Origin of the sequence: Rhizobium sp. ZK1 (assembly GCF_047782645.1) — a bacterium.
Lineage (GTDB): Bacteria > Pseudomonadota > Alphaproteobacteria > Rhizobiales > Rhizobiaceae > Rhizobium.
Window position 1 is genome coordinate 4103853 of sequence record NZ_CP180586.1, and the last position, 26083, is coordinate 4129935.

Consider the following 26083-nt stretch of genomic DNA (forward strand, 5'->3'; position numbering starts at 1 on the left):
CAAGACCGGGGGACAAATCGGCTGTCCCGCTCAGTGGCGGAAATGGCGCAGGCCGGTAAAGACCATCGCGACATTGTGTTCGTTTGCTGCGTCGATCACTTCCTGGTCGCGCATCGAACCGCCCGGCTGGATCACAGCGGTGGCGCCGGCGGCAATCATAGACAGCAGGCCGTCCGCGAAGGGCAGGAACGCCTCGGAGGCGACCGCCGAACCATGCGTCATCGGGACGGCAAGCCCGAGAGCCTTGGCCGCTTCTTCGGCCTTCAGCGCCGCGATGCGGGCGGAATCGACGCGGCTCATCTGACCGGCGCCAATACCCGCCGTCTGGCCATCCTTGGCGTAGACAACGGCATTGGACTTCACATGCTTGCCGACCTTGAACGCAAACTTCATGTCTTCGAGCTCCTGGGCCGTCGGTGCACGCTTGGTCACGACCTTCAGTTCAAGATCCTCGACCATGCCATTGTCGCGGCTCTGGACGAGCAGGCCACCGGAAACGGTCTTCGCGGTGATGCCGGCCGCACGCGCATCCGGCAGGCCGCCGGCTGAGAGCAGGCGCAGGTTCGGCTTGCGGGCGACGATTGCCTTCGCTTCGTCTGTGACGTCAGGCGCGATGATGACCTCGGTGAAGAGCTTGATGATCTCTTCGGCCGTTTCCGCATCGAGTGTCCGGTTCAGTGCGATGATGCCGCCGAAAGCCGAAACGGAATCACAGGCAAGCGCACGCTTGTAGGCTTCGAGAAGCGTCGAACCGGTCGCAACGCCACAGGGATTGGCATGCTTGATGATAGCGCAGGCTGGCGACTTCTCCGGCAGGAACTCGGCGACCAACTCATAGGCCGCGTCGGTATCGTTGATATTGTTGTAGGAGAGCTGCTTTCCCTGCAGCAGGACGGCTGTCGAAACACCCGGGCGCTTTTCGCCTGTCACGTAGAAAGCGGCCTTCTGATGCGGGTTTTCGCCATAGCGCATCTCTTCCTTCAGGACACCGCCAATGGTGCGGTGGCGCGGCGTATCGATCGACAACGCCTCGGCAAACCAGTTGGAGATGGCAGCGTCGTAAGCGGCGGTGCGAGCATAGGCCTTAGCGGCCATGCGTTGGCGGAACGTGTAAACCGTCTTGCCGGCATCGGCCGAAAGCTGCTCGATCAACTCTGCATAATCGGTCGGGTCGGTGATGACGGTGACATAGGCATGGTTCTTGGCCGAAGCGCGAATCATTGCTGGACCGCCGATATCGATATTCTCGACCGTCGTCGGATAATCGCCGCCGGCCGCGCGAACATCCTCGAAGGGATAGAGATTGACGACCAGAAGATCGATACCGTCGATACCATGAGCCTTCATGGCTTTCTGATGCTCGACATCGTCGCGGATTGCCAGCAGGCCGCCATGCACCTTTGGATGCAGGGTCTTCACGCGGCCGTCCATGATTTCCGGAAACTGCGTCACTTCGGAAACGTCGGTCACGGCAAGTCCTTCGGCCGCGATCGCCTTGTAGGTACCGCCAGTCGACAGCAGGCGCACGCCACGCGCAGAAAGGGCGCGGGCAAGTTCGATGATGCCGGTCTTGTCGAAGACAGAGAGCAGCGCGGTCTTGATCTCGACCTTGTCAGGGGCGGGGATTTTCTTGGAAATGACGGCCATGAACCTTCTCCGTTCGGGCTTCGGGAGACATCCGGGCAAGGGACGCTTGATGGGGCCGCGTTAGCACAGCTTGGAGCCGGCGCAAACAGCCGCTAGCTCTTGCGTGATAAAAACCAGCGAATTTCAGGTTTCTCTGCCAAATCGAAGTCGATCTCGATCTGGTCCGAGCTGCTGATGCCGGCGCTGTCGGCAAAGAAAATATCTTCAGAGATCAGCACCTCGTTGCCCGGTGAGGAAAATAACCAGCTTTCACCATCCGGCGCCGTCAGCAGCACGGATTCCGTGTCGTTCTGCCGCGGCACGATGGATGGATGGATGTGGAAGCGGGCAACTGCCCGCAGTGGACCTTCGCTGTGATATCGGTCATCGGCGACGAAACGGTCCATACCGGTCACGATGGAGCCGGCGGCATTGAGCGTCAGCTCCCGCTCATGGATGACACCGAAGGCATCGAGATAGCCATCATGGCTTGCCTTGATGCCTTCACGGCCGTCCTCGGTCTCCACGCGCTCGGCGATGACCGTTTCCACCGGCTCCGTCATCATATGGGCCAGAAAAGCCGAAGGAGAGAACCGGCTGGATGACGTATCGTTCAGGACCACAGTGGAATGGGCAGCCGTAGTGCGCGCCATCTGGGTATAGCGCTGGCCAGCGAATTTCGGTGATCCTGAATTGACGATAAAACGGTAACGGCCAGAAGACATTTCGAAGGAGAGACTGCCTGCATGAGCTGTTCTGAAGCAGCTGGGCGAGGGCGGTCCGGTATCGGCAATGATCACCGTCTTACCGGCCGCAAGTCGCTGATAGCGCGAATGCGGCAGCGCCTTGAAGGGCTGGCCCGCCGTCTCGTCATAGCGCAGCACGGACATCAGCTCATCCGCCAGCGTGGATGTCGCACCGTTGAAAAGCGCCAGATCGCCGTCCTGATGACGGAAGAAGCGCAGGGCAGGATACATGCGGTCAATACCCGAAATCAGCTTCTGCGGCAGGTCGTGACCGAGATTGACGTAAGTTTGTCTCAGCGGAAGCAGGTCGAGCAGCAACTCCAGTCCGACGCGCGGGTTGCGGGAGATATGACCTCCATCAGGCAGAATCTGACTATCGAATTCGCGGTCGAGCGCCTGGGCTGCCCGCCGCACTGTCGAGGCACGCACCGGCATGGCAACAGAGGCTGTGGCGAGCGCGATACGGAGGCGGAAGCGGACTTCGCCTGACGAATAGGGCGCCATACGGCGCAGATAGCCGATATGGAAGGAAAGCGACTTCATGAAGCGGCGATAGAAACCCCGATCGGCATTCTGCAGGACGACCGGAGAATGCGACAACCAGGCAATGACGCGCTGCGAGACGACATCGGTCTCCCAGGCGATGCCTTCGATCCTGCCTCCGTGAATCGAGAGCCAACTATCAACGATCATACGAGCGACGGCCGAACCGCGCTCGCTCTTATTGGCCCTCATATGCCGCAGCCAACCGAAGCTGTGGAGCCTGACTGCGAAAGCACGCGACGGGAGGGTCAACGTGAAAGGGGATTTTCCGCCTGTTTCCAGCATACGTCCGGCAAGCGGAAAACGGCCGTCTATGATTTCTTCCGCGACGTGTGAATCGATGCCTCTCAGATCCGTCGGCGCTACGATCAGGCGTTCCGGCACCGATATGGTATGGCGGGAAAAGCGCAAACGCAGAAGTGCGGCACGGCGCGTACCGCGCCGCCAAGCTTCCCGAACATACATGCTCGCAAGACGCCGACCGGACTGCATATCAACTGTCTATTGACCCTCGTGGTTAAGAATAGATGAATCGGAACCGATTTCATCAGCCACGATGTATTATTTTGTGATGAAGTTAGAATATAATAATCGTCAGTTGCGTCTGAGCACCGCTGCATAGAAGCCATCGAGACCGGATGCAAAACCGTCAGGCATATCCAGCATTGTGGGAAGCGTGCGGAATTCGCCCAGCGGTGTGATCGCCTGGCTCATATCGGGCCATTTTTCTGCATCGATCGGCACACGTTCAACACCCTTCACATCTTCGAGAACGCGCTTCACGACCTCTTCGCCTTCCTGCGGATCGAGCGAACAATTGGAGAAGACAAGCAACCCGCCGGGATTGAGAAGCGTAACGGCATGGCGCAGAAGACGTTCCTGAAGTGCTGCCAGCTTGGCGATATCCTCGGCACCCTTCGTCCAGAGCACGTCGGGATGCCGGCGGGTCGTGCCCGTCGACGAGCACGGGGCGTCGAGAAGGATCGCATCAAAGCGCTCGGGCGGCTCGAATTTTGTAAGATCCGCCGCGACCGTTTCGGCTTCAAGGTCAAGCCGCTCAAGGTTTGAGCGCAAGCGCTTCAGCCGGTTTTCGGATTGGTCTATCGCCGTCACCTTGCCGCCGGCAAGAATGAGCTGCGCGGTCTTGCCGCCCGGCGCGGCACAGAGATCGGCGACGCGCTTGCCGGTGAGATCGCCGAAGAGCTTCGCGGGGATGCTTGCAGCCGCATCCTGAACCCACCATTCACCCTCTTCAAATCCTTCAAGCGAAGGAATACCCCCTTCGAAAGCGGAAAGCCGCACGCCGCCGGTTGGAAGTACCGTACCGTTCAGGCGTTCCGCCCAGCCTGCAGCATCGGATTTCACGGTGAGATCGATGGCGGCCGGCTCAAGCTGGGATTCGGAAATGGCAATTGCCAGCTCTTTCCCATAGGCTTTTTCAAGCCGCTCGATAAACCACATCGGCATTGGCGGAATGTCGGCGATGTCTGCGAGAATGTGCTCCTTCTCGCGGCCAAGACGGCGCAGGATGGCGTTGACGAGCTTGGCGAAACGGCGGTTGCGCGGATCCTGATTGGCCTGCTCGACTGCAAGGTCGACGGCGGAATGATCGGGAACGTCAAGGTAGAGAATCTGCGCGGCACCAACGGCAAGCACGTGATGCAAAGCTCGAGCGCCTTCCGGCAACGACGTTTCGAGCAGCGAGGCGATGGCGGCATCGATGCGGGGCAGATGCCTGAGCGTGGTGTTGAGGATGGCGCGTACCAGCGCACGATCACTTTCCCCAAGCACCTTATAGGCTGGATTTCCATGCTCGTGATCCAGCGCGCCATCGAGTGGCAGTTTCTTGTCGATGACGGCCGCAAGGATCTTCGCAGCCGCCGCGCGCGCAGGCAGGCCGGGTTTTACCGGCGCTGGCGCTGAGCGTTCTGCGGAAGGCTTATATTTATGAACTGGCTTCTTCTTGCCGTCTGAATTCAAGACCACGGACCTTTTGGCGGTTGCGAGTCACCGCGGCCAGAACCGGCATTCGGGACCGATCGCGATTTGCGTGTCGGATTAGCAGCGCGAACCGGCTGCGTCGAGACGTCGAAGCCTCCGCGCGCCATTTCCTGCAGGGCAGCGATGCGGTTTTCGGTGTCCGGATGGGTCGAAAACAGGTTGTCCATGCGCTCGCCGGAGAGCGGATTGATGATGAACATGTGCGCAGTGGCCGGGTTGCGCTCCGCATCATAGTTCGGCACATGTGCTGCACCGCGAGCGATTTTCCCAAGCGCAGAGGCGAGCCACAGCGGGTTGCCGCAGATTTCAGCACCACGCCTGTCGGCCGAATATTCGCGCGTACGGCTGATCGCCATCTGCACCAGCATCGCAGCAAGTGGGGCAACGATCATCGCGACGAGCACGCCGATGAAGCCAAGAGGATTATTGTTGTTTTCGCGGTTGCCGCCGAAGAAGAAGGCAAAATTGCCGAGCATGGAGATCGCACCGGCAAGCGTGGCCGTGATCGTCATGGTCAGTGTATCTCGGTTCTGAACGTGAGCAAGTTCATGCGCCATCACGCCCGCAACCTCTTCCGGCGAGAGAGCTGCCAGCAGGCCGGTCGATGCGGCAACAGCAGCATTTTGCGGATTGCGGCCGGTCGCAAAGGCATTCGGCTGAGGGCTGTCATAGAGATAGACCTTCGGCATCGGCAGAGCGGCATTACGGGCTAGATCGCGCACGATTCGGAAAAATTCCGGCGCGTTGCGCTCATCGACCTCCTGTGCCCGATAGGCCGACAGCACCATCCGGTCGGCATTCCAGTAGGAGAAGAAATTCATGCCGGCAGCGATGAGAAAGGCGATCATCATGCCGCCCCGGCCGCCGATCAAAAAGCCGACAAACATGAAAAGCGCCGTCATGAAGGCAAGCAACATGGCAGTACGCACGAGGTTCATCAGAGGTCTCCATCTCCTTGACTGCGACGCGATGCTTTAAATCCCGGCGCCGACGCACTATGATTTGGTTATTCGCCAGCCATTTTCAATATTTTTAGGCGGGAGTGCAGCATGCAGACGGCCGATAACGACAATGTGGAAACCCCGGTGCCCGAAGGCTCCGAGCCGCCACGCAAGATGCTTTCTCCTGCTGCCAGGCGTGCGCTTGCCGAAGCCGAGGAACGTCGTAAGAACGTCATGCCCGCCGAACTGCCACCAGAGATCGGCGGACGGGGCGGGGCGGAACCCTCCCGCTTCGGCGACTATGAAATCAACGGCCGCGCGATCGATTTCTAAGTAAATATTCCTATTGACTTCCCAGCACGAAAGGAATTTATTCCTCTAATGCTAAAGTTGACCCCTATTTTGTTCCTTCTCGCCATGCCGGCTCTGCGGCACGGAATGAGATCGACGGACCGGTTTCGGCCGAGATCATCAGGGTCATTGATCGAGATACGCTGCTGGTCGCCGCGACACCGTGGCTGCAGCAGACGATGGAAGTCTATGTCCGAATTCGCGGCATCGACGCACCCGAAATGCATTCGAAATGTCCTGAAGTCAGGAGAGCCGGTATCGAGGCGCAACACGCGCTGGAGCAGATGACCTCAGGCGTTACGGGCATCAAATTGACCGATATCAGTGGTGACAAATATTTCGGACGAATTCTCGCCAATGTCACCTTACCGGACGGGCGCAATCCTGCACGGGATCTGCTCACCTACGGGCTGGTCCACTCCTATGTTGGCGGCCGAAAACCACGGATTTCCTGCACGGAAGAATGAGGCCGCTCCTCATGGTGGAGCGGCCCTTCAACTCAAGCCGTAGCCTTGTTCTGCCGGTTGGCGATCAGATCGTCGACGACAGCCGGATCTGCCAGCGTAGAAGTATCGCCAAGCGAGCCGAAATCGTCCTCGGCAATCTTGCGAAGGATGCGGCGCATGATCTTGCCGGAGCGGGTCTTCGGTAGCCCCGGTGAGAACTGGATCTTGTCCGGGGCCGCGATCGGGCCGATTTCGGCGCGGACATGTTTGACAAGCTGCTGGCGCAGTTCATCCGTGCCCTCATTGCCCGCCATCAGTGTAACGTAGCAATAGATACCCTGACCCTTGATTGCGTGTGGATAGCCGACGACGGCCGCCTCCGAGACGAGATTGTGCGAGACGAGGGCGGATTCAACTTCCGCCGTACCGAGCCGGTGGCCGGAAACGTTCAGAACGTCGTCGACGCGGCCAGTAATCCAGTAGTAGCCGTCCTCGTCGCGGCGGCAGCCATCGCCAGTGAAATATTTGCCCTTGTAGGAGGAGAAATAGGTCTGGATGAAGCGCTCATGGTCGCCGTAGACCGTGCGCATCTGGCCCGGCCAGCTATCGGTGATGCAGAGATTGCCGTCGGCAGCACCTTCCAGCACCTTGCCCTCATTGTCGACCAGCTGCGGCTTCACGCCGAAGAAGGGTTTGGTGGCCGAGCCTGGCTTGAGGTCGGTTGCGCCCGGCAGCGGCGTGATCATGTGGCCGCCCGTTTCCGTCTGCCACCATGTATCGATCACGGGGCAACGCTGATCACCAACGACATTGTAATACCATTCCCAGGCTTCCGGATTGATAGGCTCTCCGACCGTGCCGAGCAAGCGGAGGCTCTCGCGCGAAGAGCGCGTCACGAAATCGTCGCCGGCGCCCATGAGCGAGCGGATGGCCGTCGGTGCCGTGTAGAAAATATTGACCTTGTGCTTGTCGATGATTTCCCAGAAGCGGCCCTGATCCGGGAAGTTTGGCACACCCTCGAACATTAGCGTGGTGGCGCAGTTCGCGAGCGGCCCGTAGACGATATAGGAATGGCCAGTGACCCAGCCGACGTCGGCCGTGCACCAGTAGACGTCGCCGGGGTGGTAATCGAAGACATATTCATGAGTCATCGCCGCATAGACGAGGTAACCACCTGTCGTGTGCAGGACACCCTTCGGCTTGCCTGTGGAACCCGAAGTGTAGAGGATAAAAAGTGGATCTTCCGCCTTCATCTTCACCGGCGGGCACTCAGGCTTCACCTCGGCGACTTCCTGATGATACCAGAGGTCGCGCCCCGGCGCCCAGCCTGTCTTGCCGCCGGTACGGCGCACGACGAGCACCTTATTGACCGCCACATACTGACGGGCGGCGATGTGGATAGCCGTATCCGTATTGTCCTTCAGCGGCACCGGCTTACCGCCGCGGATACCTTCGTCGCAGGTGATGACGAAGGTGGATTCACAGTCGACGATACGGCCGGCCAGCGCTTCGGGGGAAAAGCCGCCGAAAACGACGGAGTGAACCGCGCCGATGCGGGCACAGGCGAGCATCGCATAGGCCGCCTCCGGAATCATCGGCATATAGATGGTGACCCGATCGCCCTTCTTGACACCATGCTTCTTCAGCACATTCGCCATGCGGCAGACATGCTCGTAGAGTTCGTTATAGGTGATCTTCTTGTCGATATAGGGGTTGTCGCCTTCGAAGATGATGGCGGTCTGGTTGCCGTTCGTCTTCAAGTGACGGTCGATACAGTTATAGGAAACATTGGTCTGGCCGTCTTCGAACCACTTGATCGAGACTTTGCCGGTAAAGGACGTGTTCTTGACCTTGGTATAGGGCTTGAACCAGTCGATGCGCTTGCCGTGTTTACCCCAGAACTTGTCGGGGTTTTCAATGCTTTCTTCGTACCATTGCTCGTACTTGGCCTGATCGATCAGCGCACGGGTCTTCACCGGTTTGGAAACCGGATAGATCTTCTCCGACATGGGAACTCCTCCTCACAAGGCTATGCAACGGCCGATGGTTCCAACGCAGCGACCGGGACTCGAATTGCGCAATTCATATCAGGTAGTCTGATGACGGCAATTAGACAAAGGTCATTTCATTTCTGAAGAATTGCAATTCTGCGACAGTGCGGTTATATAGCGCCATATTTCCCGGACATTGTGGTGACAATCCACGGACCGCGACCGGCGCGGACGATAGAAGGACTATATCCATGGCTCAACAGCTGCTCATGCCGAAGGCGACTGCCATCTGGCTCGTCGACAATACAGCCCTGTCTTTCGACCAGATCGCTCAGTTCTGCAAACTGCATCCACTCGAAGTCAAGGCAATTGCCGATGGCGAAGCCGCACAGGGCATCAAGGGCCTCGACCCGATCGCCACCGGACAGCTTTCCCGCGATGAGATCGCTCGCGCCGAAGGCAACCCGAACTACAGGCTGAAGCTCTCCGAACCGAAGGTCCGCGTGCCGGAATCCAAGCGCCGCGGCCCGCGCTATACGCCGGTTTCCAAGCGCCAGGACCGCCCGAACGCCATTCTCTGGCTGGTTCGCAACCATCCGGAATTGAAGGATGCGCAGATTTCGCGTCTCGTCGGCACCACCAAATCGACGATCGAGCAGATCCGTGAACGCACTCACTGGAATTCGGCAAACCTGGCTCCGATGGATCCGGTCACGCTCGGCCTCTGCAGCCAGATCGATCTCGACATGGAAGTGGAAAAGGCGTCCAAGGGTCGCCCGCTGCCGACCGCTGCCGAACTCGGCGCAACGCTGCAGTCCGCTCAGGAAACAGAGCGTCTGACACCGAGCTACGAGCGCGAGGAAGAAAAGGAAATCGACGCCGATGCCGTCTTCCGCAAGCTGAGCTCGCTGCGTTCGACGCCTAAGGACGAGGATGAAGACGATCAGTTCTGAGATCGTCATGTCCTGAAATGAACCCCGCCAATGGCGGGGTTTTTTGTTGCCGTTCTCCTGCGCGCTATTAGCTGCGGAAGAGCGAGAGAATGTTCTGTGCCGAGGAATTGGCGATCGATAGCGACTGGATCGCAAGCTGCTGCTGCGTCTGCAGGGCAGAGAGCTTGGAAGACTCTTCTTCCATGTCAGCGTCGACGAGGCGGCCGACGCCTGAGTCGATCGAGTCACCCAGGGCGCTGACGAAGGTTTCCTGCAGCTGAATTCGGGTCGAAATCGAGCCGAGCTGCGAGCCTGCATTCGTCAGGGCCTGGAGCACGAGTTCGACGCCGGAAAGCGCTCCGTCAAGCTGGCCTTGCGTGAAATTGGTGATGTCGAGCGCGTAGATCGACGGCATGACGATAACCGTGTTGCCGTAGGTGCCGTTGAATGCCGTGCCAATGATGCCGCTCGTCGTCTGGATCGTGCCGTTGCTGTTCATGCCGAACAACACATTGCCGAGCGTACCGGCATCAAGAACATAGTCCGTCATCTTGACCGAAACGGCATTGGAACCGTCACGGACGAAGGACGAGACGACGCTCTTCGTGCCCGAAGCGCCGGCAACCCAGTTTTCACCGGAGAAGGAAGCCGACTGGGCAATACTCACCAGCTGGTCCTGCAGCTGGTCGAGCTCTTCCTGGATCTTGGTCTTGTCGACGCCCTTTTCTGTGGCGGCGACGATCTTCGCCTTGATTTCCATAACAACGTCAATGGCGTTGTCCATTGCAGTATAGGCGGTGTCGACCTTGGCAGCGCCGAGACCGAGGGCGTCGGAAACGGCCGAAAGGGCCTTGTTGTCCGAACGCATGGTCGTTGCAATCGACCAGTAGGCAGCGTTGTCAGCAGCTTTGTCGATGCGATAGCCGGAGGAGACGCGGCCCTGGGTATCCTTGAGGCTGTCGTTTACGCCGCGCAGGGTCTGCAGCGCTGCCATGGCAGCGTTGTTGGTGAGGATGCTTGTCATGTTCCGTTTCCGCAATCAAAGTGAAAGGGGTCATCCGGACAAGTCCGGTAACGGCGACGCTTCATGCAAAACCCGAGAGAGCCGGGTCATTGCCGTTAACGAATGGTTGCGCCTAACATAGTTAATAATTCCTCAATTAGCCTTGCTGAAGATTTAATTTAAGCTCTCATTAGGGCTTGAGGCAGCAATCGATCGGCTTTGGGAAAGTTTCGGAAATCGGCAGGAATTCCCCAATGATTTAAGAAGCTTAGAAAGTTGTCACGGGTGCTGCTCAATGTAAGCTCAACCAGAGAAATCGCCCGCTTAAACTTTTTTTCGTATTAATGAATATTATCGCTTTCCGAACAACGGCCGCTGGATACCCACTCAAATCATGAGTAATCCTCTGATTCGAAGAGCGCTCTTGCGCTATTCGTTAACGTGCGCCGAAAATCGCCGAGCCGACGCGCACGCTGGTGGCGCCGAACGCTATGGCAGTCTCATAGTCGCCGGACATGCCCATTGAGAGCTTTTTCAGGCTGCATTTTTCGGCGAGCTTTGCGAGCAGGGCAAAGTGCGGGCCGGGATTGTCTTCTGCCGGCGGAATACACATCAGCCCTTCGATGGTAAGGCCGAGCTCATCGCGACAAGAGTTTATGAAAGCCGCTGCGTCATCTGGTGCTATGCCGGCCTTCTGTGGCTCCAGACCAGTATTGACCTGCACATAAAGGCGCAGCTCCTTGCCCTGCCGCTTCATTTCCTCGGCTATGGCGCGGGCAATCTTCTCGCGGTCAATGGACTCGATGACGTCGAAGAGCGCAACCGCTTCGGCAGCCTTGTTGGATTGCAGCGGACCGATGAGGTGCAACTCGATGCCGGGCATTTCCTTTTTCAGCTCCGGCCATTTTCCCTGGCTTTCCTGGACGCGGTTTTCTCCGAAGACGCGCTGGCCCGCTTTAATTGCCAGGCGGATGGTATCGGCCTCGAAAGTCTTCGAGACAGCCACGAGTTCAACAGAGCGCGCAGAACGACCCGCATCCCGCTCCGCCGTGGCGATCTTGGATCGTACTTCGTTCAACCGCTCTTGAAGTTCCATCGCTCGGCCTCGACATCACACATAATTCACTGGCAATGCACTAATCACCTGCAGTGGCCTTGCCAAGACTTCTCGCCACGAAATCACGCCAAAGCCGAGATCGAACGTCTGAAGCGGCCGCAAAACTTGACGCTTGGTTGGTTTCATGGTGAAGGTCTCGACCAACCTCCCCTGATTTTCCGGAAATTCTGATACCATGGCTACCGAACGTTACAATCCGCGCGATGCTGAGCCCCGCTGGCAGCAAAAATGGAACGAGGAAAAGGTCTTCGAGACCGACAACTCCGATCCGCGCGAGAAATATTACGTCCTGGAAATGTTCCCCTATCCGTCGGGCCGTATCCACATGGGCCATGTCCGCAACTATGCCATGGGTGACGTGGTGGCACGTTACAAACGCGCCCGGGGCTACAACGTCCTTCATCCGATGGGCTGGGACGCTTTCGGTATGCCAGCAGAAAATGCGGCAATGGAGCGCGGCGTACACCCAGCCTCCTGGACCTATCAGAATATCGGCTCGATGAAGGCACAGCTTAAGGCGATGGGCTTGTCGCTGGATTGGTCGCGCGAATTTGCGACCTGCGACGTCGAATACTACCAGCAGCAGCAACACCTTTTCCTGGACTTCCTGGAAAAGGGTCTCGTTTACCGCAAGCAGTCCAAGGTAAATTGGGATCCGGTCGACAACACCGTTCTCGCCAATGAACAGGTCATCGACGGCCGTGGCTGGCGCTCCGGCGCGCTGGTGGAACAGCGCGAATTGACGCAATGGTTCTTCAAGATCACCGATTTCAGCCAGGACCTGCTGGACGCGCTCGATACGCTCGACCAGTGGCCGGAAAAAGTGCGCCTGATGCAGAAGAACTGGATCGGCCGCTCCGAAGGTCTCACGATCCGCTGGGAAATCGTTCCGGAAACCGCACCCGCGGGCGAAACTGAAGTAACGGTCTATACAACGCGCCCGGATACGCTGTTCGGCGCTTCCTTCCTGGCGATCGCCGCCGATCATCCCCTCGCCAAGGAGATGGCGGGCAAGAATGCCGATATCGAAGCCTTCTGCGAGGAATGCCGCCGCGCTGGTACTTCTCTTGCCGCACTCGAGACGGCCGAGAAAAAAGGCATGGATACGGGCATCCGCGTGAAACATCCGCTCGATCCTTCCTGGGAGCTGCCGGTCTACGTCGCCAACTTCGTTCTGATGGATTATGGCACGGGCGCCATCTTCGGCTGCCCCTCCGGCGACCAGCGTGACCTGGATTTCGCTCATAAATATGGTCTGCCGGTCGTGCCGGTCGTCATGCCGAAGGACGGCGATGCCGCAAGCTTCACCGTTGGCGATGTCGCCTATGACGGCGAAGGCGTAATGATCAACTCGCGCTTCCTCGATGGCAAGTCGACGGACGAAGCCTTCCAGGTCGTTGCCGACAAGCTGTCTTCCACCCTGCTCGGCAATACGCCGCAGGGCGAACGCAAGGTCAATTTCCGCCTGCGCGACTGGGGTATCTCCCGCCAGCGCTACTGGGGCTGCCCGATCCCGGTCATCCATTGCGATGACTGCGGCATCATCCCGGTTCCGAAGAAGGATCTACCAGTAGAGCTGCCGCAGGATGTGACGTTCGATCAGCCCGGCAATCCGCTGGATCGCCACCCGACCTGGCGTCATGTCTCCTGCCCGCAATGTGGCAAGGACGCGCGTCGCGAGACGGATACGATGGACACCTTTGTCGATTCGAGCTGGTACTTCACCCGCTTCACGGCACCTTGGGAGAAGCAGCCGACGGACCCGACCGCAGCCAATCGGTGGCTGCCGGTCGACCAGTATATCGGCGGTATCGAACACGCGATCCTGCACCTGCTTTATTCGCGCTTCTTCACGCGTGCGATGCGCGAGACCGGCCATGTAGACGTCAAGGAGCCCTTCAAGGGCCTCTTCACTCAGGGCATGGTGGTCCATGAAACCTATAGCCGCGGCACCGGCATGCACCGCGAATGGATTTCGCCCGCCGATATCCGCATCGAGGAGATCGATGGCAAGCGCAGCGCCTATCTGCTTGATGGAGGCGAGGAAATCGCCATCGGCTCCATCGAGAAGATGTCGAAGTCGAAGAAGAACGTTGTAGACCCCGACGATATCATCGCGTCCTACGGCGCCGATACTGCGCGTTTCTTCGTTCTGTCCGACTCTCCGCCCGATCGTGACGTCATCTGGTCCGAAGCCGGGGTCGAAGGCGCTCATCGCTTCACGCAGCGCCTCTGGCGCCTGATTTCTGAAGCGGCAGAGGCACTGTCCGCCGTCGAACCCAAGCCGGCAAAGGAAGGCGAAGCACTGGCAATCTCGCAGCTTGCGCACAAGACGCTGAAGGCCGTCCAAAACGATTACGACAGGCTCTGGTTCAACAAGGCAGTCGCCCGCATCTACGAACTCGTCAACGCGCTGGCAGGCCCGCTGACGAAAGTGGCGAGCGGCGAGGGCGATCTAGCTTATCGGGCTGCTATCCGAAACGCGGCCGAGATCCTGGTCCAGCTCGTTGCACCTATGACGCCACACTTGGCCGAGGAATGCTGGATGACCCTCGGCAACAAGAACCTCATCGCCCATGCGGCCTGGCCGGATTATGACGAATCGCTCGTCATCGAAAACGACGTGATCCTTCCGGTGCAGATCAACGGCAAGAAGCGCGCCGAATTGACAATTTCGCGCGACGCAGATCAGAATGCTGTCACCGAAGCCGTGCTGGAATTGGACGCGGTGAAGAATGTCTTGAACGGTCAGGCACCGAAGAAAATCATCGTAGTTCCACAAAGGATTGTAAACATTGTCGTCTGATTTCGCCCGCAAGCTTGCGCGCCGCGCCGGCATCGTAACGATCCTTGCCTCCGCGGCGTTCCTTTCCGCCTGCCAGGTCCGGCCACTTTATTCCGAAAATACCGGCGTTACCGAAAAGCTCGGTTCCGTCGGCTTTTCCGAAGCAAGTACGCGTGTCGGACAGGTAGTTCGCAATCGTCTGATTTTCCTGGCTTCCCGCGGTGCCGGTGAAGTTGAGAAGCCGGATTACATGGTTGATATGCAGGTTTCGTCATACGTTGCCGATACTTTGCTTGTTCAATCCTCCGATACGTCTCGTGCAGGACGCGCGAACGTGACGGTCAGCTATACGTTGCGGACGACGAAAGACAATCAGATCATCAAGGCAGGTAGCCGCTCGGCAACGTCTCTCGTTGACTTCCCGAGCCAGGAATTTGCCAAGCAGCGAGCAATTCTCGATGCGGAAAATCGCGCGGCCAACCAGGCGGCCGAATTCGTGGGAGCGGATCTCGCCGCCGCACTCAGCCGCTAAGGGAGCGGTGGCGTGGCGGAAATCAAATCCCATGAGTTCGAAGGGTTTCTGCAGAAATCCGCACGTTTGTACCGCATCTATCTGATCTATGGTCCGGACCGCGGGCTTGTTTCTGAGCGTGCCAGTATGATCGCTGGAAAGACTGGCATCGACCAGAACGATCCCTTCTCTGTCACCAAGCTCGATGTCGGCGATCTTCAGAAAGAGCCTGGCCGGCTGGTCGACGAAGCCCAGTCGATTGGTCTTTTCGGCGGTGAAAAGCTGATATGGGTGAGGGGTGCTGCAAACGAGAAATATCTCGTCGATGCTGTCTCATTTCTATCAGGTGCTTCCCTCGAGGCAGCCAGTATCATCGTCGAAGCAGGTGACCTGAAGAAGGGATCGGCCTTACGCAAGACGGTCGAGGCTGCCCGCAGCACAGCAGTCGCCATCCCCTGCTACGCCGATGATGGCCGCGCACTTAACGCACTGATCGACGGCGAACTCTCCGCAGAAGGACTGGGCATAACCCCGGCTGCCCGGCAGGCTCTCATCACCCTGATCGGTGGCGACAGAATTGCGTCCAGAAATGAGATTCGCAAACTGGCACTCTATTGTCGGGGCATGGGAACGATCGATGATCATCACGTCACCGAAATAATTGGTGACGCCAGTGCCATTTCAGTCGACGATGCTGTTGATGCGATATTGAGTGGCGACAGCAATACCTTCTTGCATGCAATGCAGAAGATCACGAGTTCCAAGACCTCGGTTTTTCTAGTTCTCCAGGCCTGCCTTCGACAATTTCAGCTTCTCGATACGATGCGCGCGGAGATGGATGAGAAGAGACTGCCGCTCGCGCAAGTAATGCAGACGCTAGGCAGGCATCTTCATTTCCGGCGCAAGCCGATTATAGAACAAGCGTTGAAAAGCTGGAGCGCAGACGCTATTTCCCGTGAAACAAAACGTCTGCAGGCCGCTGTCCTACAGACGAGACAGCGGCAAATATTGGAAGACAGCATCGCCATGCAGACGCTGCTCTCCACTACACTGCAATCGGGAAGGCGCCCCCAAGCCTGATTAGCGTCGCTCCAGAAGCCGGCAGACTTCCTCCAGCTGCTCCAGAGACTTGTAGGAAATACGGATCTGGCCGCCACTCGCCTTATGATTGATGGACACATCGAGCCCAAGCGTATCTGACAGCGTACGCTCCAGAGCCAACGTATCGGAATCCTTCTGGTTCTTTTGAACGGGCGTCTGGGGCTCCGACTGCGCCTTGATGTCGTTCTGCGCGAGCTTCTCCGCATCGCGTACCGACATGCCCTTAGAGACGATTGTACGCGCGAGTGCGGAGGGATCCGACGTCGAAACCAGCGCACGCGCATGACCTGCGGACAGACTTCCGGCGGCCAGCATGTCACGGACAGGATCAGGCAGCTTCAACAGCCGCAAGGAATTGGCGACATGGCTGCGGCTCTTACCGATAATCTCACCGAGATCATTCTGGGTATATCCATATTCGGCAATAAGCTGCTCATAGCCAAGCGCCTCTTCGAGAGCGTTGAGATCGGAGCGTTGGACGTTCTCAACGATCGCAATTTCCAGCGCCGTTTTGTCGTCCACGTCCCTGATGATAACAGGGATTTCGATCAAACCCGCCAGCTGGGCAGCACGCCAACGTCTTTCGCCGGCTATGATTTCATAACGATCCCGCGCCAGTGTTCTGACGACGATCGGCTGCACAATACCATGCTGGCGGATCGAACTTGCAAGGTCGTGAAGCTCGGCATCATCGAAGAAACGACGAGGGTTGCGAGGGTTGCGAGTGACGAACTCAATGGGGATCATTCGGTCGGCGCTGACCGCTGACCGCTCCGCCTCAGCCGGAACAGGTTGATCCATTTCGCCTATAAGAGCTGCCAGACCGCGGCCAAGCCGTCTTTTCGATGTATCGTCATTCATGTCCAAAACTCGCTTACGCTGTCATCCACTCTTTCAGGCTGCCAGTCTCTGCCGCTCCCGCTGGATGACCTCCGATGCGAGCTGCAGATAGGCTTGGCTGCCGGCGCACTTCAGATCGTAGAGAATCGCCGGCTTGCCATATGAAGGCGCCTCTGAAACACGGACATTCCGCGGGATAAGCGTGTGATATACTTTCTCGCCGAGATGGGTCCGCACGTCGTTGACGACCTGCTGCGCCAGATTGTTGCGGGCGTCGAACATCGTCAGCACGATACCTTGGATGTCAAGCTGGGGGTTGACCGTCCGCCGCACCTGGTTGACCGTCTCCAGCAGTTGGCTCAAACCTTCAAGCGCAAAGAACTCGCACTGCAGCGGCACCAGTACCGAATGGGCAGCCGCCATGGCATTCATCGTCAGGAGGTTGAAAGAGGGCGGGCAGTCGAGGAGGATATAAGAAAAAGACATCGCCTCTAAAGAGGACAATGCCTTCCTGAGCTTGAAGACGCGATCGCTCTGCTGGGAGATTTCCATCTCGACCCCGAGAAGATCCATCGTCGACGGGACAATAAAGAGATTAGGAACAGCCGTTTCCAGCGCGGTCTCAGCGACGCCAGCGTCCCCAATCATCAGATCGTAAGAGGAAAGCTTACGATTGCGACGATCGATACCCAAACCGGTGCTTGCATTACCCTGTGGATCCAGATCGATAATCAGCACCCGCTCACCGATGGCGGCGAGGGCGGTTGCCAAATTGATTGCGGTGGTCGTCTTACCAACACCACCCTTCTGATTTGCGATGGTGATAATCCGATTACGTTCGCCAGCCATTGCCGCAATATCCGCTTTGTTAAACCAAGCGCCGGAGATTTGATATTTCGAGAATTACAGAATCTTGCTCAACAGCGCTATTGTGTTCTAGCAGATCGAAGGTCCAGCGACCATGCGCTTTCTGGATTTCCCTCTGGTAATCCCGGCCTTTATGAAAAAACGCGCGGCTATTTTCCTTGCCAACCATCCAGGGCGACGCAAATTCGATCAGCTTTTCGAGATCAGCGAGAGCTCGAGCGGAAATAGCATCGCAGGCAGGTACAGTAGCTGGTGCATCCTCGATTCGGATAGCATGCACCTCGCCTCTCGCGCCGGTTTCTCGCAGGGCGGTGCGCAGAAATGCTGCCTTCTTGTTGTTGCTCTCCAACAGATGGACCCAGCCGGCTCGCTGTTCCGCCAGGAAGATCGCGGTGATCACTCCGGGGAAACCGCCGCCACTCCCGAGATCGACCCAAATTTGAGGGCGAGGGGAGATCTGGAAGATTTGTGCGCTATCCGCGATATGCCGGCTCCACATATCGTCCATTGTGGAAGGAGCAACAAGGTTGATCGCCTTGGCCCATTTTGTGAAAAGCTCCGCGAAATACTGCAGACGCTGCTGTGTTTCACGTGAAACACGTAAACCGTTTAATTCCATTCCTGAAGACTCTCAAACCTTGCAGTCGCTATGCGACTTGCTTACCGGTACCCTCGCCACGACGCAGATATACCAGCAAGAGCGAAATTGCCGCTGGTGTCATGCCCTCCACCTTAATAGCCTGAGCGATATTAGCGGGCTTTTGTACACTGAGCTTATTCTTCAATTCGTTCGAGAGCCCCGACAAAAGGCTGTAATCAAAATCACCAGGGATCAAACGCGCCTCATCTCGTCGCTGTACTTCAATAGCCGCAGCCTGACGGTCCATGTAGACCGAATAGCTTGCTTCAATCTCCAGCGCCTCCACCACCTTCTTGGAGAAAGAGCCCAAACCCTCCCATATCTTGCCCAGATCCTCAAAACCATATTCGGGATAGGAAAGAAGTTCATAGGCTGTCCGGCGCTGACCATCCAGATTAAGGTTGAGGCCTGCACGACGAGCCTCGCTAGGCGTTACCGACAGCGATTGGAGCAGTGATCTGATACTCCGGAGTTCGCTCTGATATGCCGCAAACCGGTCGCGTCGATCTACGGAAATACATCCGAGATCGATTGCCATCGGCGTAAGTCGGGCGTCAGCATTATCAGCGCGAAGAGTCAATCGATATTCCGCTCGCGACGTGAACATTCGATATGGTTCCGTAACGCCGCGTGAAGTCAGATCATCGATCATCACACCGATATAGGAGTCCGCGCGGCTGAAGATAAAGGGCGCAGAACTGCTGCTCGAAAGCGCAGCATTGAGACCTGCGGCAAGCCCCTGCGCGCCAGCCTCCTCGTAGCCTGTCGTTCCATTGATTTGGCCAGCAAGGAAGAGCCCCGGAAGTCTCTTGACCTCCAATGTCGCCGACAGCTCCCGCGGGTCTACATGGTCATATTCGATCGCATAGCCGGGATGTAAGATTTCCACATGTTCAAGGCCTGGGATTGTTCTGATAAAAGCGGCTTGCACGTCGGCAGGAAGCGAGGTCGAGATGCCATTCGGATAGACGGTGTCGTCATCCAGCCCTTCAGGCTCCAGGAAGATCTGGTGACCATCCCTCTCGCCGAACTTGACGAGCTTGTCCTCGATTGAAGGGCAATAGCGAGGGCCAATGCCTTCGATCTGACCCGAGTACATTGCCGATTTCTGCAGATTCTCCACGATGATGCGATGCGTTGCCTCGGTCGTCCGCGTAACTCCGCACTCGACCTGCCGATTCACAATGCGATCCGTCATGAAAGAAAAGGGAATCAGTTCATCGTCCGCTGCCTGGCGCCCAACCGATTCCCAATCGATCGTCTTTCCACTCAGGCGCGCGGGTGTCCCCGTCTTTAGCCGACCCAGCTTCAGGCCCAAGCGCCCGAACGTCACCGAAAGCCCCAGGGAAGGCGGCTCCCCCGTGCGACCAGCGGGGATCTTCTCGTTTCCTATATGGATAAGACCCCGTAGGAATGTGCCTGTGGTGATAACGACGGAAGGGCTCGCAAAAAGCCTTCCATCCTTCATTATTACGCCGGCGACTCGATTATCCCTTATATTTAGGTCAAATGCGTCACCTTCGATTACCTCAAGGTTTTCGATGGCCTCAATGGCATCCAGCATCGCAAGACGATAAAGCTTGCGATCGGCTTGCGTGCGCGGACCGCGGACCGCTGCACCTTTCTTCTTATTCAACATACGAAACTGGATGCCCGCCGCATCAGCAACGCGGCCCATGAGACCGTCCATCGCATCGATCTCACGCACGAGATGTCCTTTGCCAAGCCCACCAATGGCCGGATTGCAGGACATGACACCAATCGTGTCGCGGCGATGTGTGATTAGAGCGGTTTTCGCACCCATTCTCGCAGCCGCTGCAGCTGCCTCCGATCCGGCATGGCCACCACCGATCACGATAACATCATAACTACTGGCGCTCATGCGCAACTCCAAAAGGTTTCACGTGAAACTATCCGCGTTCGGTCACATCGAATGTTCCACGTGAATCATTTTCCGATACAGAACTCCGAAAAGATAACGCCAAGAAGATCTTCGACGTCAACGCGTCCGGTAATGCGCCCCAAATGATCACCTGCGAGCCTCAAAGATTCTGCTCTGATCTCCAAGCTCTGCTCCGTCTGATCGATTGCGGCCGATAGGGCAGTCAAACATTTCGAGAGTGACTCTTTATGCCGCTCTCGTGTCGGGACGGATAAGGATAATCCCCCAAACTTCTGTTCGATGACGGAATAAACGTAGTCCCGAAGCTCCGGAAGACCCTCACCCGTCATTGTGGAAATCTGAAGCTTATAGGATTCGGCCGAAGGATACAGATCGCGCTTGGTACCGACAATAACATGCGATGAGGCCCGCTCCAAGTCGGCAGGATCCACTGGTATCGCCGAACCCATATCAGTGAGGAAAAGGACGAGGTCGGCGTTGGTCAGTGCCGCCTGTGCCCTCTTGATACCTTCCTGCTCCACGACATCGACTGTGTCTCGCAGGCCCGCTGTGTCGTAGAGCTTGACCAGATAGCCATTCAGATTGATGTCCACATGGAGCACATCACGCGTCGTCCCGGCGATATCGGTAACAATTGCCACATCCCTTTGTGCAAACCAATTCATCAAGCTGGATTTGCCAGAATTGGGCGCCCCGGCAATAACGACCTTAAAGCCGTCGCGCACAATCTCTCCCATTTCCGCCAGGGAAAGATGATCCTCCATTTCTCTTCGGAGCTCCGTCAGCGACGTCCAGACCTGATCCGAAACAGACCCCGGAACGTCATCTTCGTCTGGAAAATCAAGTTCCGCCTCGATCAACGCTCGAGAATGCGTAATTCGTTCCGCCCACGAATCATATATGCGCGACAAACCACCCGAACTCTGCTCAAGGGCTAGACGACGCTGCATTTCAGTCTCGGCCGCAATGAGGTCCGCTAGTCCCTCAACCTCAACGAGATCAAGCTTGCCATTCTCAAAGGCACGGCGGCTGAATTCTCCCTCCATCGCAAGCCGCGTTTGCTGAAATGACGCTAATTCTCTCAAGAGAGCTGATATAACCGCTTTCGAACCGTGGACCTGGAACTCTGCGGAATCCTCTCCGGTGAAGGAGGACGGACCCGGAAAGAAGAGAACCAGTCCAGCATCGATCGTCAAACCGTTCCGAGTCCGAATCGTTCGGTAGACGGCAGATCTTGGTGAGGGAACCTTGCCAATCAGATCTTCGAGGATAAGACGTGTCTGTGAACCACTGACACGAACAACAGACACGCCTGACGGCGGAGCGCCGCTTGAAAGAGCGAATATGGTATCGTTCCACATTTCCATACGGTCTTCAGCCTATCGGTTCATTTCCGGATCAATTTAAAACAGAAAAAGGCTGGCGGTCGCGTAACGACTCACCAGCCTCAATCTGAGGAATCCGGCTAATGATCAGGTATTCATCGAGTCGAAGAAATCACCATTATTCTTCGTCTGCTTCAGCTTGTCGATGAGGAATTCGATTGCATCAGTTGTGCCCATGGGAGCAAGGATACGGCGTAGAACAAAGATCTTCTGCAGATCCTGCCGCGGAACGAGCAGATCTTCCTTGCGGGTGCCCGACTTGAGAATATCCATCGCGGGGAAGATACGCTTGTCGGCAACCTTGCGGTCGAGAACGATTTCCGAGTTACCGGTACCCTTGAACTCTTCGAAGATGACCTCGTCCATACGGCTGCCGGTGTCGATGAGCGCCGTAGCAATAATGGTCAGCGAACCACCTTCCTCGATATTGCGTGCTGCGCCGAAGAACCGCTTCGGGCGCTGCAGGGCATTCGCGTCAACACCACCGGTCAGAACCTTACCCGAGGAAGGAACGACGGTGTTGTAGGCTCGACCAAGGCGAGTGATGGAATCGAGCAGGATGACGACATCGCGGCCGTGTTCCACAAGGCGCTTGGCCTTTTCGATCACCATTTCGGCGACCTGAACGTGCCGGACCGCCGGCTCATCGAATGTCGACGAAATGACTTCTCCGCGGACCGACCGCTGCATGTCCGTGACTTCTTCCGGACGTTCGTCGATCAGCAGAACGATCAGATAGCATTCGGGATGATTCGCGGTGATCGAGTGAGCGATGTTCTGCAGGAGAACCGTTTTACCCGTACGCGGCGGAGCAACGATCAGACCGCGCTGGCCTTTACCGAGAGGCGCCACGAGATCGATGACGCGCGGCGAAAGATCCTTGGAGGTTGGAACATCAAGTTCCATCTTGAAACGCTCGTTCGGATAGAGCGGCGTCAGGTTGTCGAAGTGAACCTTGTGACGGATCTTTTCCGGATCGTCAAAATTGATCGTGTTGACCTTTAGAAGCGCGAAATAGCGTTCGCCCTCCTTCGGACCACGGATCGGACCCTCCACCGTATCGCCGGTCTTCAGCGAGAAGCGACGGATCTGGGAAGGAGAGATGTAGATATCGTCCGGGCCGGGCAGATAGTTGGCATTTGCGGAACGAAGAAACCCGAAACCATCCTGCAGGACTTCTACAACGCCTTCGCCGATGATTTCGATATCCTGACTGGCAAGAACCTTGAGGATTGCAAACATGAGCTCCTGCTTGCGCATCGTGCTCGCATTCTCGACCTCGAGCGATTCGGCAAAAGCCAGAAGATCCGTCGGGGATTTACTCTTAAGTTCCTGAAGCTTCATTTCAGCCATGAAGTGACCAATACTCTTTTTTTAGAAGGGGAAAGGCGATGTTGGGTCGTATTCGGTACTGCGAAAGGGCTCGCAGGCGACTGAACTCTACACACATGCCACGAAGATGAGATGGCCGGAAAATAGCGAGTCGAAACCCGGCCCGCAAGAGGGCTGCTTAAAATGTCTGAAATTTAACCCGCACCGCCCCTGGCATCAAAAAGGCTTCACTACGACAAGGATCACGATGAGGATCATCAGCACCGTCGGTGCCTCATTCATGAAGCGCCAGTAACGAGCCGAGCGACGGTTCTCGTCCCGTTCGAACGCCCGCACAGCCCTGCTGAAAAAGATATGGACAATGGTCAGAAGGACGACCAAGCCGATCTTTGCATGCAGCCAGCCCCCCTGAAAATCATAAACCGACCAGGCGAGATAAAGACCGAGAATCCAGGTCAGCATCATGGCCGGGTTCATGATGATCCTGAGCAGGCGGCGCTCCATCACCTTGAAGGTCTCGGATTGAACCGAACCGGGTTCCGCATCCGTGTGATAGATGAAAAGCCGCGGCATGTAGAAAAGCCCGGCCATCCACGAGATCACCGCGATGATGTGGAGAGCCTTGATCCAGAGATAGAGATTGTCGGGGTTCCAGGCGAAGAGCCCGACGGCAAGAAGTGCAAAGAAGATCAGCGCAAAATGCGCCCGGCGGCGGGCATAGGCACCCGGCTTTTGATCCGTCTGCTTTTCCATCACGCAGCCCCCGCGCCACGCACGCGCTCGACGAGCAGGCGTACATTCTCCGGATCCGCCTGCGGCGTGATGCCGTGACCGAGATTGAAGATCAGCGGTCCATTTCCAAGCACCTGAAGAATGTCGTCGATACCTTCCTCCAACGAACGACCGCCAGCCACGACCCTCATCGGATCGAGATTGCCCTGCACTGGTCCATCCTTCTGCAGCTCGGCCGCAAAGGCGAGCGGGACGGACCAGTCGAGCCCGATCGCATCAGCGCCCGTCTTCTGCCGATAGGTCTTCAGCATGTAACCCGCCCCCTTGGCAAAGGCGATGATCCGCGCCTGCGGCCGCCGCGCCTTGATGGAAGCAATCATGCGAGCAACCGGCCGAATAGCAAAAGCCTCGAATTCTCTCTCGCCGAGAACACCGGCCCAAGAATCGAAGATCTGCACCGCATCAGCGCCCGCATCGATCTGCGCCACGAGATAGTCGGCCGAAACATCAGCAAGCAGCATCAGCAAATGCTCGAACGCGCGCGGATGCCTATAGGCAAAGAGACGGGCAGGCGCCTGGTCCGGCGTGCCGTGACCGGCAATCATATAGGTAGCCACCGTCCACGGCGCTCCGCAGAAACCGAGAAGCGTCGTCTCCATAGGAAGCTCTTTCCTCAGACGCCGCACCGTCTCCAGCACCGGCTGCAGGTAGCCGACGACATTCTCTCCATCCAGACCGGCAATACCCGCCTCATCGATCGGATCCATTTCCGGACCATGTCCCTCGGTGAAACGCACATTGCGCTTCATCGCATCAGGAATAACCAGGATGTCCGAAAACAGGATGGCAGCATCAAAGCCGTAGCGCCGTATCGGCTGGAGCGTAACCTCTACGGCATAGTCCGGCGAATAACAGAGATCGAGGAAACTTCCCGCCTTGGCGCGTGTTTCTCTGTATTCCGGCAGATACCGGCCTGCCTGTCTCATCAGCCAGAGAGGAGGTGGGGTCAGAGTTTCACCGTCGAGAACCCGCATGATTTTCCGGCGCATTTTGCTCAAGCGCTTCTTCCCTATAAAAATCCAAAGATATTTTAAAAGGTTTCTATTTCTTAGAGTCGGTGTCTATCAAGGATTAAAATCCATCCACCACTGACGCCAATTGTCACGCAGCTCGGAACAATTCGAATAAAAAATTGCCTCTCGTTTCGAAAAGCATGGAAAATCCGAATCCCGAAACGATTCCAGAGGCTTCGCTAATACCGGTTCGAAACGGTCTCTGTGGATAGTCTGTGGACCAATGAAGGACATATCCACATCGTCCCCTTGATCCACAAGCATCGAAGATATGGCAACGCAAAAACCGGAATGTGGATAAAGAGGCAGGTTTTCCCTTGCCTCGGTCCACCCCGGCCCATTAGCTCTTCGCCATCCAGTCTTTTCAACAGGCGACGGAAAATAGCGTGGAGAACAGAACCAACTTCTTCCATCTGCATCTGATTTCTGACTCCACCGGGGAGACTCTCATCTCGGCCGGCCGGGCCGCATCAGCGCAATTCAAGTCCGCCCAGCCAATCGAACATGTCTATCCGCTGATCCGGAATCGCAAGCAATTGATGCCGGTTCTCCAGGCAATCGACAATGAACCCGGCATCGTGCTCTACACGATCGTCGACCGCGAACTCGCAAGCCTCATCGATGAGCGTTGTGCGGAAATGGGTGTGGCATCCGTCAATGTCCTGGAGCCGGTCATCGGTGCGTTCCAGATCTATCTCGGTGCGCCGTCAAGGCGCCGCGTTGGCGCCCAGCATGTCATGAACGCTGGATACTTTGCGCGCATCGAGGCCCTGAACTTCACCATGGATCACGATGACGGTCAGATGCATGAAGACTATAACGAAGCCGATGTCGTCATCGTCGGGATCAGCCGCACGTCAAAAACGCCAACCAGCATCTATCTTGCAAACCGCGGCATCAAGACGGCGAACATACCGATCGTCTATGGCGTGCCTTTGCCCGAGGGTCTGCTGACTGCAACCAGACCCCTGATCGTCTGCCTCATCGCCACCACCGACCGGATTTCCCAAGTTCGGGAAAATCGCCTGCTCGGAACGACACCCGGTTTCGACCGCGAGCATTATACCGACCGGGCGGCAATCTCGGAGGAGCTGAAATATGCACGCTCCCTCTGTGCCCGACATAATTGGCCGATGATCGATGTGACGCGGCGCTCGATCGAGGAAACGGCGGCGGCCATCGTTGCCCTGCGGCCGAAGCTGCGTTAAGCGCTGAAC

The 26083-nt window shown here is 57.1% G+C and carries 22 protein-coding genes; 7 read left to right on the forward strand and 15 right to left on the reverse strand.

Translation table 11 applies throughout. The features are described from left to right. Positions 1-30: 30 nt before the first annotated feature. From purH to htpX, 4 genes are all read right to left on the reverse strand, one after another. Entirely contained in the window at positions 31-1647 is a 1617-nt protein-coding gene (gene purH, locus ACK9YZ_RS20675; protein ID WP_416065013.1) for a bifunctional phosphoribosylaminoimidazolecarboxamide formyltransferase/IMP cyclohydrolase, read from the reverse strand. A 92-nt stretch (positions 1648-1739) separates the two neighbouring features. Further along, positions 1740-3407, reverse strand: a complete 1668-nt coding sequence (locus ACK9YZ_RS20680) for a heparinase II/III family protein (RefSeq protein WP_416065014.1) — start codon at positions 3405-3407, stop codon at positions 1740-1742. A gap of 102 nt (positions 3408-3509) precedes the next feature. Next, positions 3510-4901 carry an RsmB/NOP family class I SAM-dependent RNA methyltransferase gene (locus tag ACK9YZ_RS20685; protein WP_416065015.1) on the reverse strand — a complete coding sequence of 464 codons (1392 nt, stop codon included), beginning with the start codon at positions 4899-4901 and terminating at the stop codon, positions 3510-3512. Continuing rightward, complete coding sequence (gene htpX / locus ACK9YZ_RS20690; protein WP_416065016.1) at positions 4892-5854, reverse strand: zinc metalloprotease HtpX; 963 nt, start codon at positions 5852-5854, stop codon at positions 4892-4894. The genes ACK9YZ_RS20685 and htpX overlap by 10 nt, the downstream gene beginning before the upstream one ends. A gap of 111 nt (positions 5855-5965) precedes the next feature. Between htpX and ACK9YZ_RS20695 the strand changes: the two genes are divergently transcribed. Together ACK9YZ_RS20695 and ACK9YZ_RS20700 are read left to right on the forward strand one after the other, a co-directional pair. Continuing rightward, positions 5966-6190, forward strand: coding sequence for a DUF1674 domain-containing protein (locus ACK9YZ_RS20695; protein ID WP_416065017.1), 225 nt, complete (start codon positions 5966-5968; stop codon positions 6188-6190). 197 nt (positions 6191-6387) lie between these two features. Then, positions 6388-6675: a thermonuclease family protein gene (locus ACK9YZ_RS20700; RefSeq protein WP_416065018.1), complete on the forward strand. Its 288-nt coding sequence runs from the start codon at positions 6388-6390 to the stop codon at positions 6673-6675. 32 nt (positions 6676-6707) lie between these two features. Here ACK9YZ_RS20700 and acs read toward each other — a convergent pair whose 3' ends face one another. Beyond that, a complete protein-coding gene (gene acs, locus ACK9YZ_RS20705) occupies positions 6708-8663 on the reverse strand; it encodes an acetate--CoA ligase (protein ID WP_416065019.1) in 1956 nt (651 codons plus the stop codon). A gap of 233 nt (positions 8664-8896) precedes the next feature. Here acs and ACK9YZ_RS20710 point away from each other — a divergent pair, with 233 nt between their 5' ends. After that, the gene (locus ACK9YZ_RS20710; protein ID WP_029869155.1) at positions 8897-9598 is read left to right on the forward strand and encodes a cell cycle transcriptional regulator TrcR; all 702 of its coding nucleotides are present in this window, start codon (positions 8897-8899) and stop codon (positions 9596-9598) included. A gap of 67 nt (positions 9599-9665) precedes the next feature. Here the strand turns inward: ACK9YZ_RS20710 and ACK9YZ_RS20715 are convergent, their stop codons facing one another. Both ACK9YZ_RS20715 and ACK9YZ_RS20720 read right to left on the reverse strand, forming a co-directional pair. Beyond that, complete coding sequence (locus ACK9YZ_RS20715) at positions 9666-10601, reverse strand: flagellin (protein WP_416065020.1); 936 nt, start codon at positions 10599-10601, stop codon at positions 9666-9668. Positions 10602-11016: 415 nt separating this feature from the next. Next, on the reverse strand, positions 11017-11676 hold the full coding sequence (locus tag ACK9YZ_RS20720) for a YggS family pyridoxal phosphate-dependent enzyme (RefSeq protein WP_416065021.1): 660 nt from the start codon (positions 11674-11676) through the stop codon (positions 11017-11019). A gap of 196 nt (positions 11677-11872) precedes the next feature. Between ACK9YZ_RS20720 and leuS the strand changes: the two genes are divergently transcribed. Genes leuS through holA form a run of 3 tightly spaced genes read left to right on the forward strand, consistent with a single transcriptional unit; the run spans position 11873 to position 16073 of the window. After that, positions 11873-14503: a leucine--tRNA ligase gene (gene leuS, locus ACK9YZ_RS20725; protein ID WP_416065022.1), complete on the forward strand. Its 2631-nt coding sequence runs from the start codon at positions 11873-11875 to the stop codon at positions 14501-14503. Then, positions 14493-15014: an LPS assembly lipoprotein LptE gene (gene lptE / locus ACK9YZ_RS20730; RefSeq protein WP_216756384.1), complete on the forward strand. Its 522-nt coding sequence runs from the start codon at positions 14493-14495 to the stop codon at positions 15012-15014. The genes leuS and lptE overlap by 11 nt, the downstream gene beginning before the upstream one ends. A gap of 12 nt (positions 15015-15026) precedes the next feature. Then, positions 15027-16073, forward strand: coding sequence for a DNA polymerase III subunit delta (holA, locus tag ACK9YZ_RS20735; RefSeq protein ID WP_416065023.1), 1047 nt, complete (start codon positions 15027-15029; stop codon positions 16071-16073). Here the strand turns inward: holA and ACK9YZ_RS20740 are convergent, their stop codons facing one another. The 8 genes from ACK9YZ_RS20740 to hemE form a co-directional block, all read right to left on the reverse strand. Further along, a complete protein-coding gene (locus ACK9YZ_RS20740; protein WP_216756386.1) occupies positions 16074-16955 on the reverse strand; it encodes a ParB/RepB/Spo0J family partition protein in 882 nt (293 codons plus the stop codon). It lies immediately after the preceding gene. Positions 16956-16988: 33 nt separating this feature from the next. After that, positions 16989-17783 carry a ParA family protein gene (locus tag ACK9YZ_RS20745; RefSeq protein WP_216756387.1) on the reverse strand — a complete coding sequence of 265 codons (795 nt, stop codon included), beginning with the start codon at positions 17781-17783 and terminating at the stop codon, positions 16989-16991. 19 nt (positions 17784-17802) lie between these two features. Continuing rightward, a complete protein-coding gene (gene rsmG, locus ACK9YZ_RS20750) occupies positions 17803-18420 on the reverse strand; it encodes a 16S rRNA (guanine(527)-N(7))-methyltransferase RsmG (RefSeq protein WP_416065024.1) in 618 nt (205 codons plus the stop codon). Positions 18421-18448: 28 nt separating this feature from the next. Beyond that, the gene (gene mnmG / locus ACK9YZ_RS20755; protein WP_416065025.1) at positions 18449-20323 is read right to left on the reverse strand and encodes a tRNA uridine-5-carboxymethylaminomethyl(34) synthesis enzyme MnmG; all 1875 of its coding nucleotides are present in this window, start codon (positions 20321-20323) and stop codon (positions 18449-18451) included. Positions 20324-20388: 65 nt separating this feature from the next. Next, the gene (mnmE, locus tag ACK9YZ_RS20760; RefSeq protein ID WP_416065026.1) at positions 20389-21711 is read right to left on the reverse strand and encodes a tRNA uridine-5-carboxymethylaminomethyl(34) synthesis GTPase MnmE; all 1323 of its coding nucleotides are present in this window, start codon (positions 21709-21711) and stop codon (positions 20389-20391) included. A gap of 105 nt (positions 21712-21816) precedes the next feature. Continuing rightward, positions 21817-23082 carry a transcription termination factor Rho gene (rho, locus tag ACK9YZ_RS20765; protein ID WP_029868909.1) on the reverse strand — a complete coding sequence of 422 codons (1266 nt, stop codon included), beginning with the start codon at positions 23080-23082 and terminating at the stop codon, positions 21817-21819. Positions 23083-23277: 195 nt separating this feature from the next. Continuing rightward, positions 23278-23814, reverse strand: coding sequence for a protoporphyrinogen oxidase HemJ (gene hemJ, locus ACK9YZ_RS20770; RefSeq protein ID WP_416065027.1), 537 nt, complete (start codon positions 23812-23814; stop codon positions 23278-23280). Beyond that, positions 23814-24851: a uroporphyrinogen decarboxylase gene (gene hemE, locus ACK9YZ_RS20775; RefSeq protein WP_416065028.1), complete on the reverse strand. Its 1038-nt coding sequence runs from the start codon at positions 24849-24851 to the stop codon at positions 23814-23816. The genes hemJ and hemE overlap by 1 nt, the downstream gene beginning before the upstream one ends. Positions 24852-25252: 401 nt before the next feature. Between hemE and ACK9YZ_RS20780 the strand changes: the two genes are divergently transcribed. Next, positions 25253-26074: a pyruvate, phosphate dikinase/phosphoenolpyruvate synthase regulator gene (locus ACK9YZ_RS20780; RefSeq protein WP_183734586.1), complete on the forward strand. Its 822-nt coding sequence runs from the start codon at positions 25253-25255 to the stop codon at positions 26072-26074. Positions 26075-26083 lie beyond the last annotated feature (9 nt).

Coding starts and splice junctions, on each gene's coding strand:
- ACK9YZ_RS20740 (WP_216756386.1), bottom strand. CDS start 16,955: ATGAATGACGATACATCGAAAAGACGGCTTGGCCGCGGTCTGGCAGCT.
- ACK9YZ_RS20695 (WP_416065017.1), top strand. CDS start 5,966: ATGCAGACGGCCGATAACGACAATGTGGAAACCCCGGTGCCCGAAGGC.
- ACK9YZ_RS20715 (WP_416065020.1), bottom strand. CDS start 10,601: ATGACAAGCATCCTCACCAACAACGCTGCCATGGCAGCGCTGCAGACC.
- leuS (WP_416065022.1), top strand. CDS start 11,873: ATGGCTACCGAACGTTACAATCCGCGCGATGCTGAGCCCCGCTGGCAG.
- hemJ (WP_416065027.1), bottom strand. CDS start 23,814: ATGGAAAAGCAGACGGATCAAAAGCCGGGTGCCTATGCCCGCCGCCGG.
- mnmG (WP_416065025.1), bottom strand. CDS start 20,323: ATGAGCGCCAGTAGTTATGATGTTATCGTGATCGGTGGTGGCCATGCC.
- mnmE (WP_416065026.1), bottom strand. CDS start 21,711: ATGGAAATGTGGAACGATACCATATTCGCTCTTTCAAGCGGCGCTCCG.
- acs (WP_416065019.1), bottom strand. CDS start 8,663: ATGTCGGAGAAGATCTATCCGGTTTCCAAACCGGTGAAGACCCGTGCG.
- ACK9YZ_RS20680 (WP_416065014.1), bottom strand. CDS start 3,407: ATGCAGTCCGGTCGGCGTCTTGCGAGCATGTATGTTCGGGAAGCTTGG.
- rho (WP_029868909.1), bottom strand. CDS start 23,082: ATGGCTGAAATGAAGCTTCAGGAACTTAAGAGTAAATCCCCGACGGAT.
- htpX (WP_416065016.1), bottom strand. CDS start 5,854: ATGAACCTCGTGCGTACTGCCATGTTGCTTGCCTTCATGACGGCGCTT.
- ACK9YZ_RS20710 (WP_029869155.1), top strand. CDS start 8,897: ATGGCTCAACAGCTGCTCATGCCGAAGGCGACTGCCATCTGGCTCGTC.
- ACK9YZ_RS20720 (WP_416065021.1), bottom strand. CDS start 11,676: ATGGAACTTCAAGAGCGGTTGAACGAAGTACGATCCAAGATCGCCACG.
- rsmG (WP_416065024.1), bottom strand. CDS start 18,420: ATGGAATTAAACGGTTTACGTGTTTCACGTGAAACACAGCAGCGTCTG.
- ACK9YZ_RS20745 (WP_216756387.1), bottom strand. CDS start 17,783: ATGGCTGGCGAACGTAATCGGATTATCACCATCGCAAATCAGAAGGGT.
- purH (WP_416065013.1), bottom strand. CDS start 1,647: ATGGCCGTCATTTCCAAGAAAATCCCCGCCCCTGACAAGGTCGAGATC.
- ACK9YZ_RS20700 (WP_416065018.1), top strand. CDS start 6,388: ATGGAAGTCTATGTCCGAATTCGCGGCATCGACGCACCCGAAATGCAT.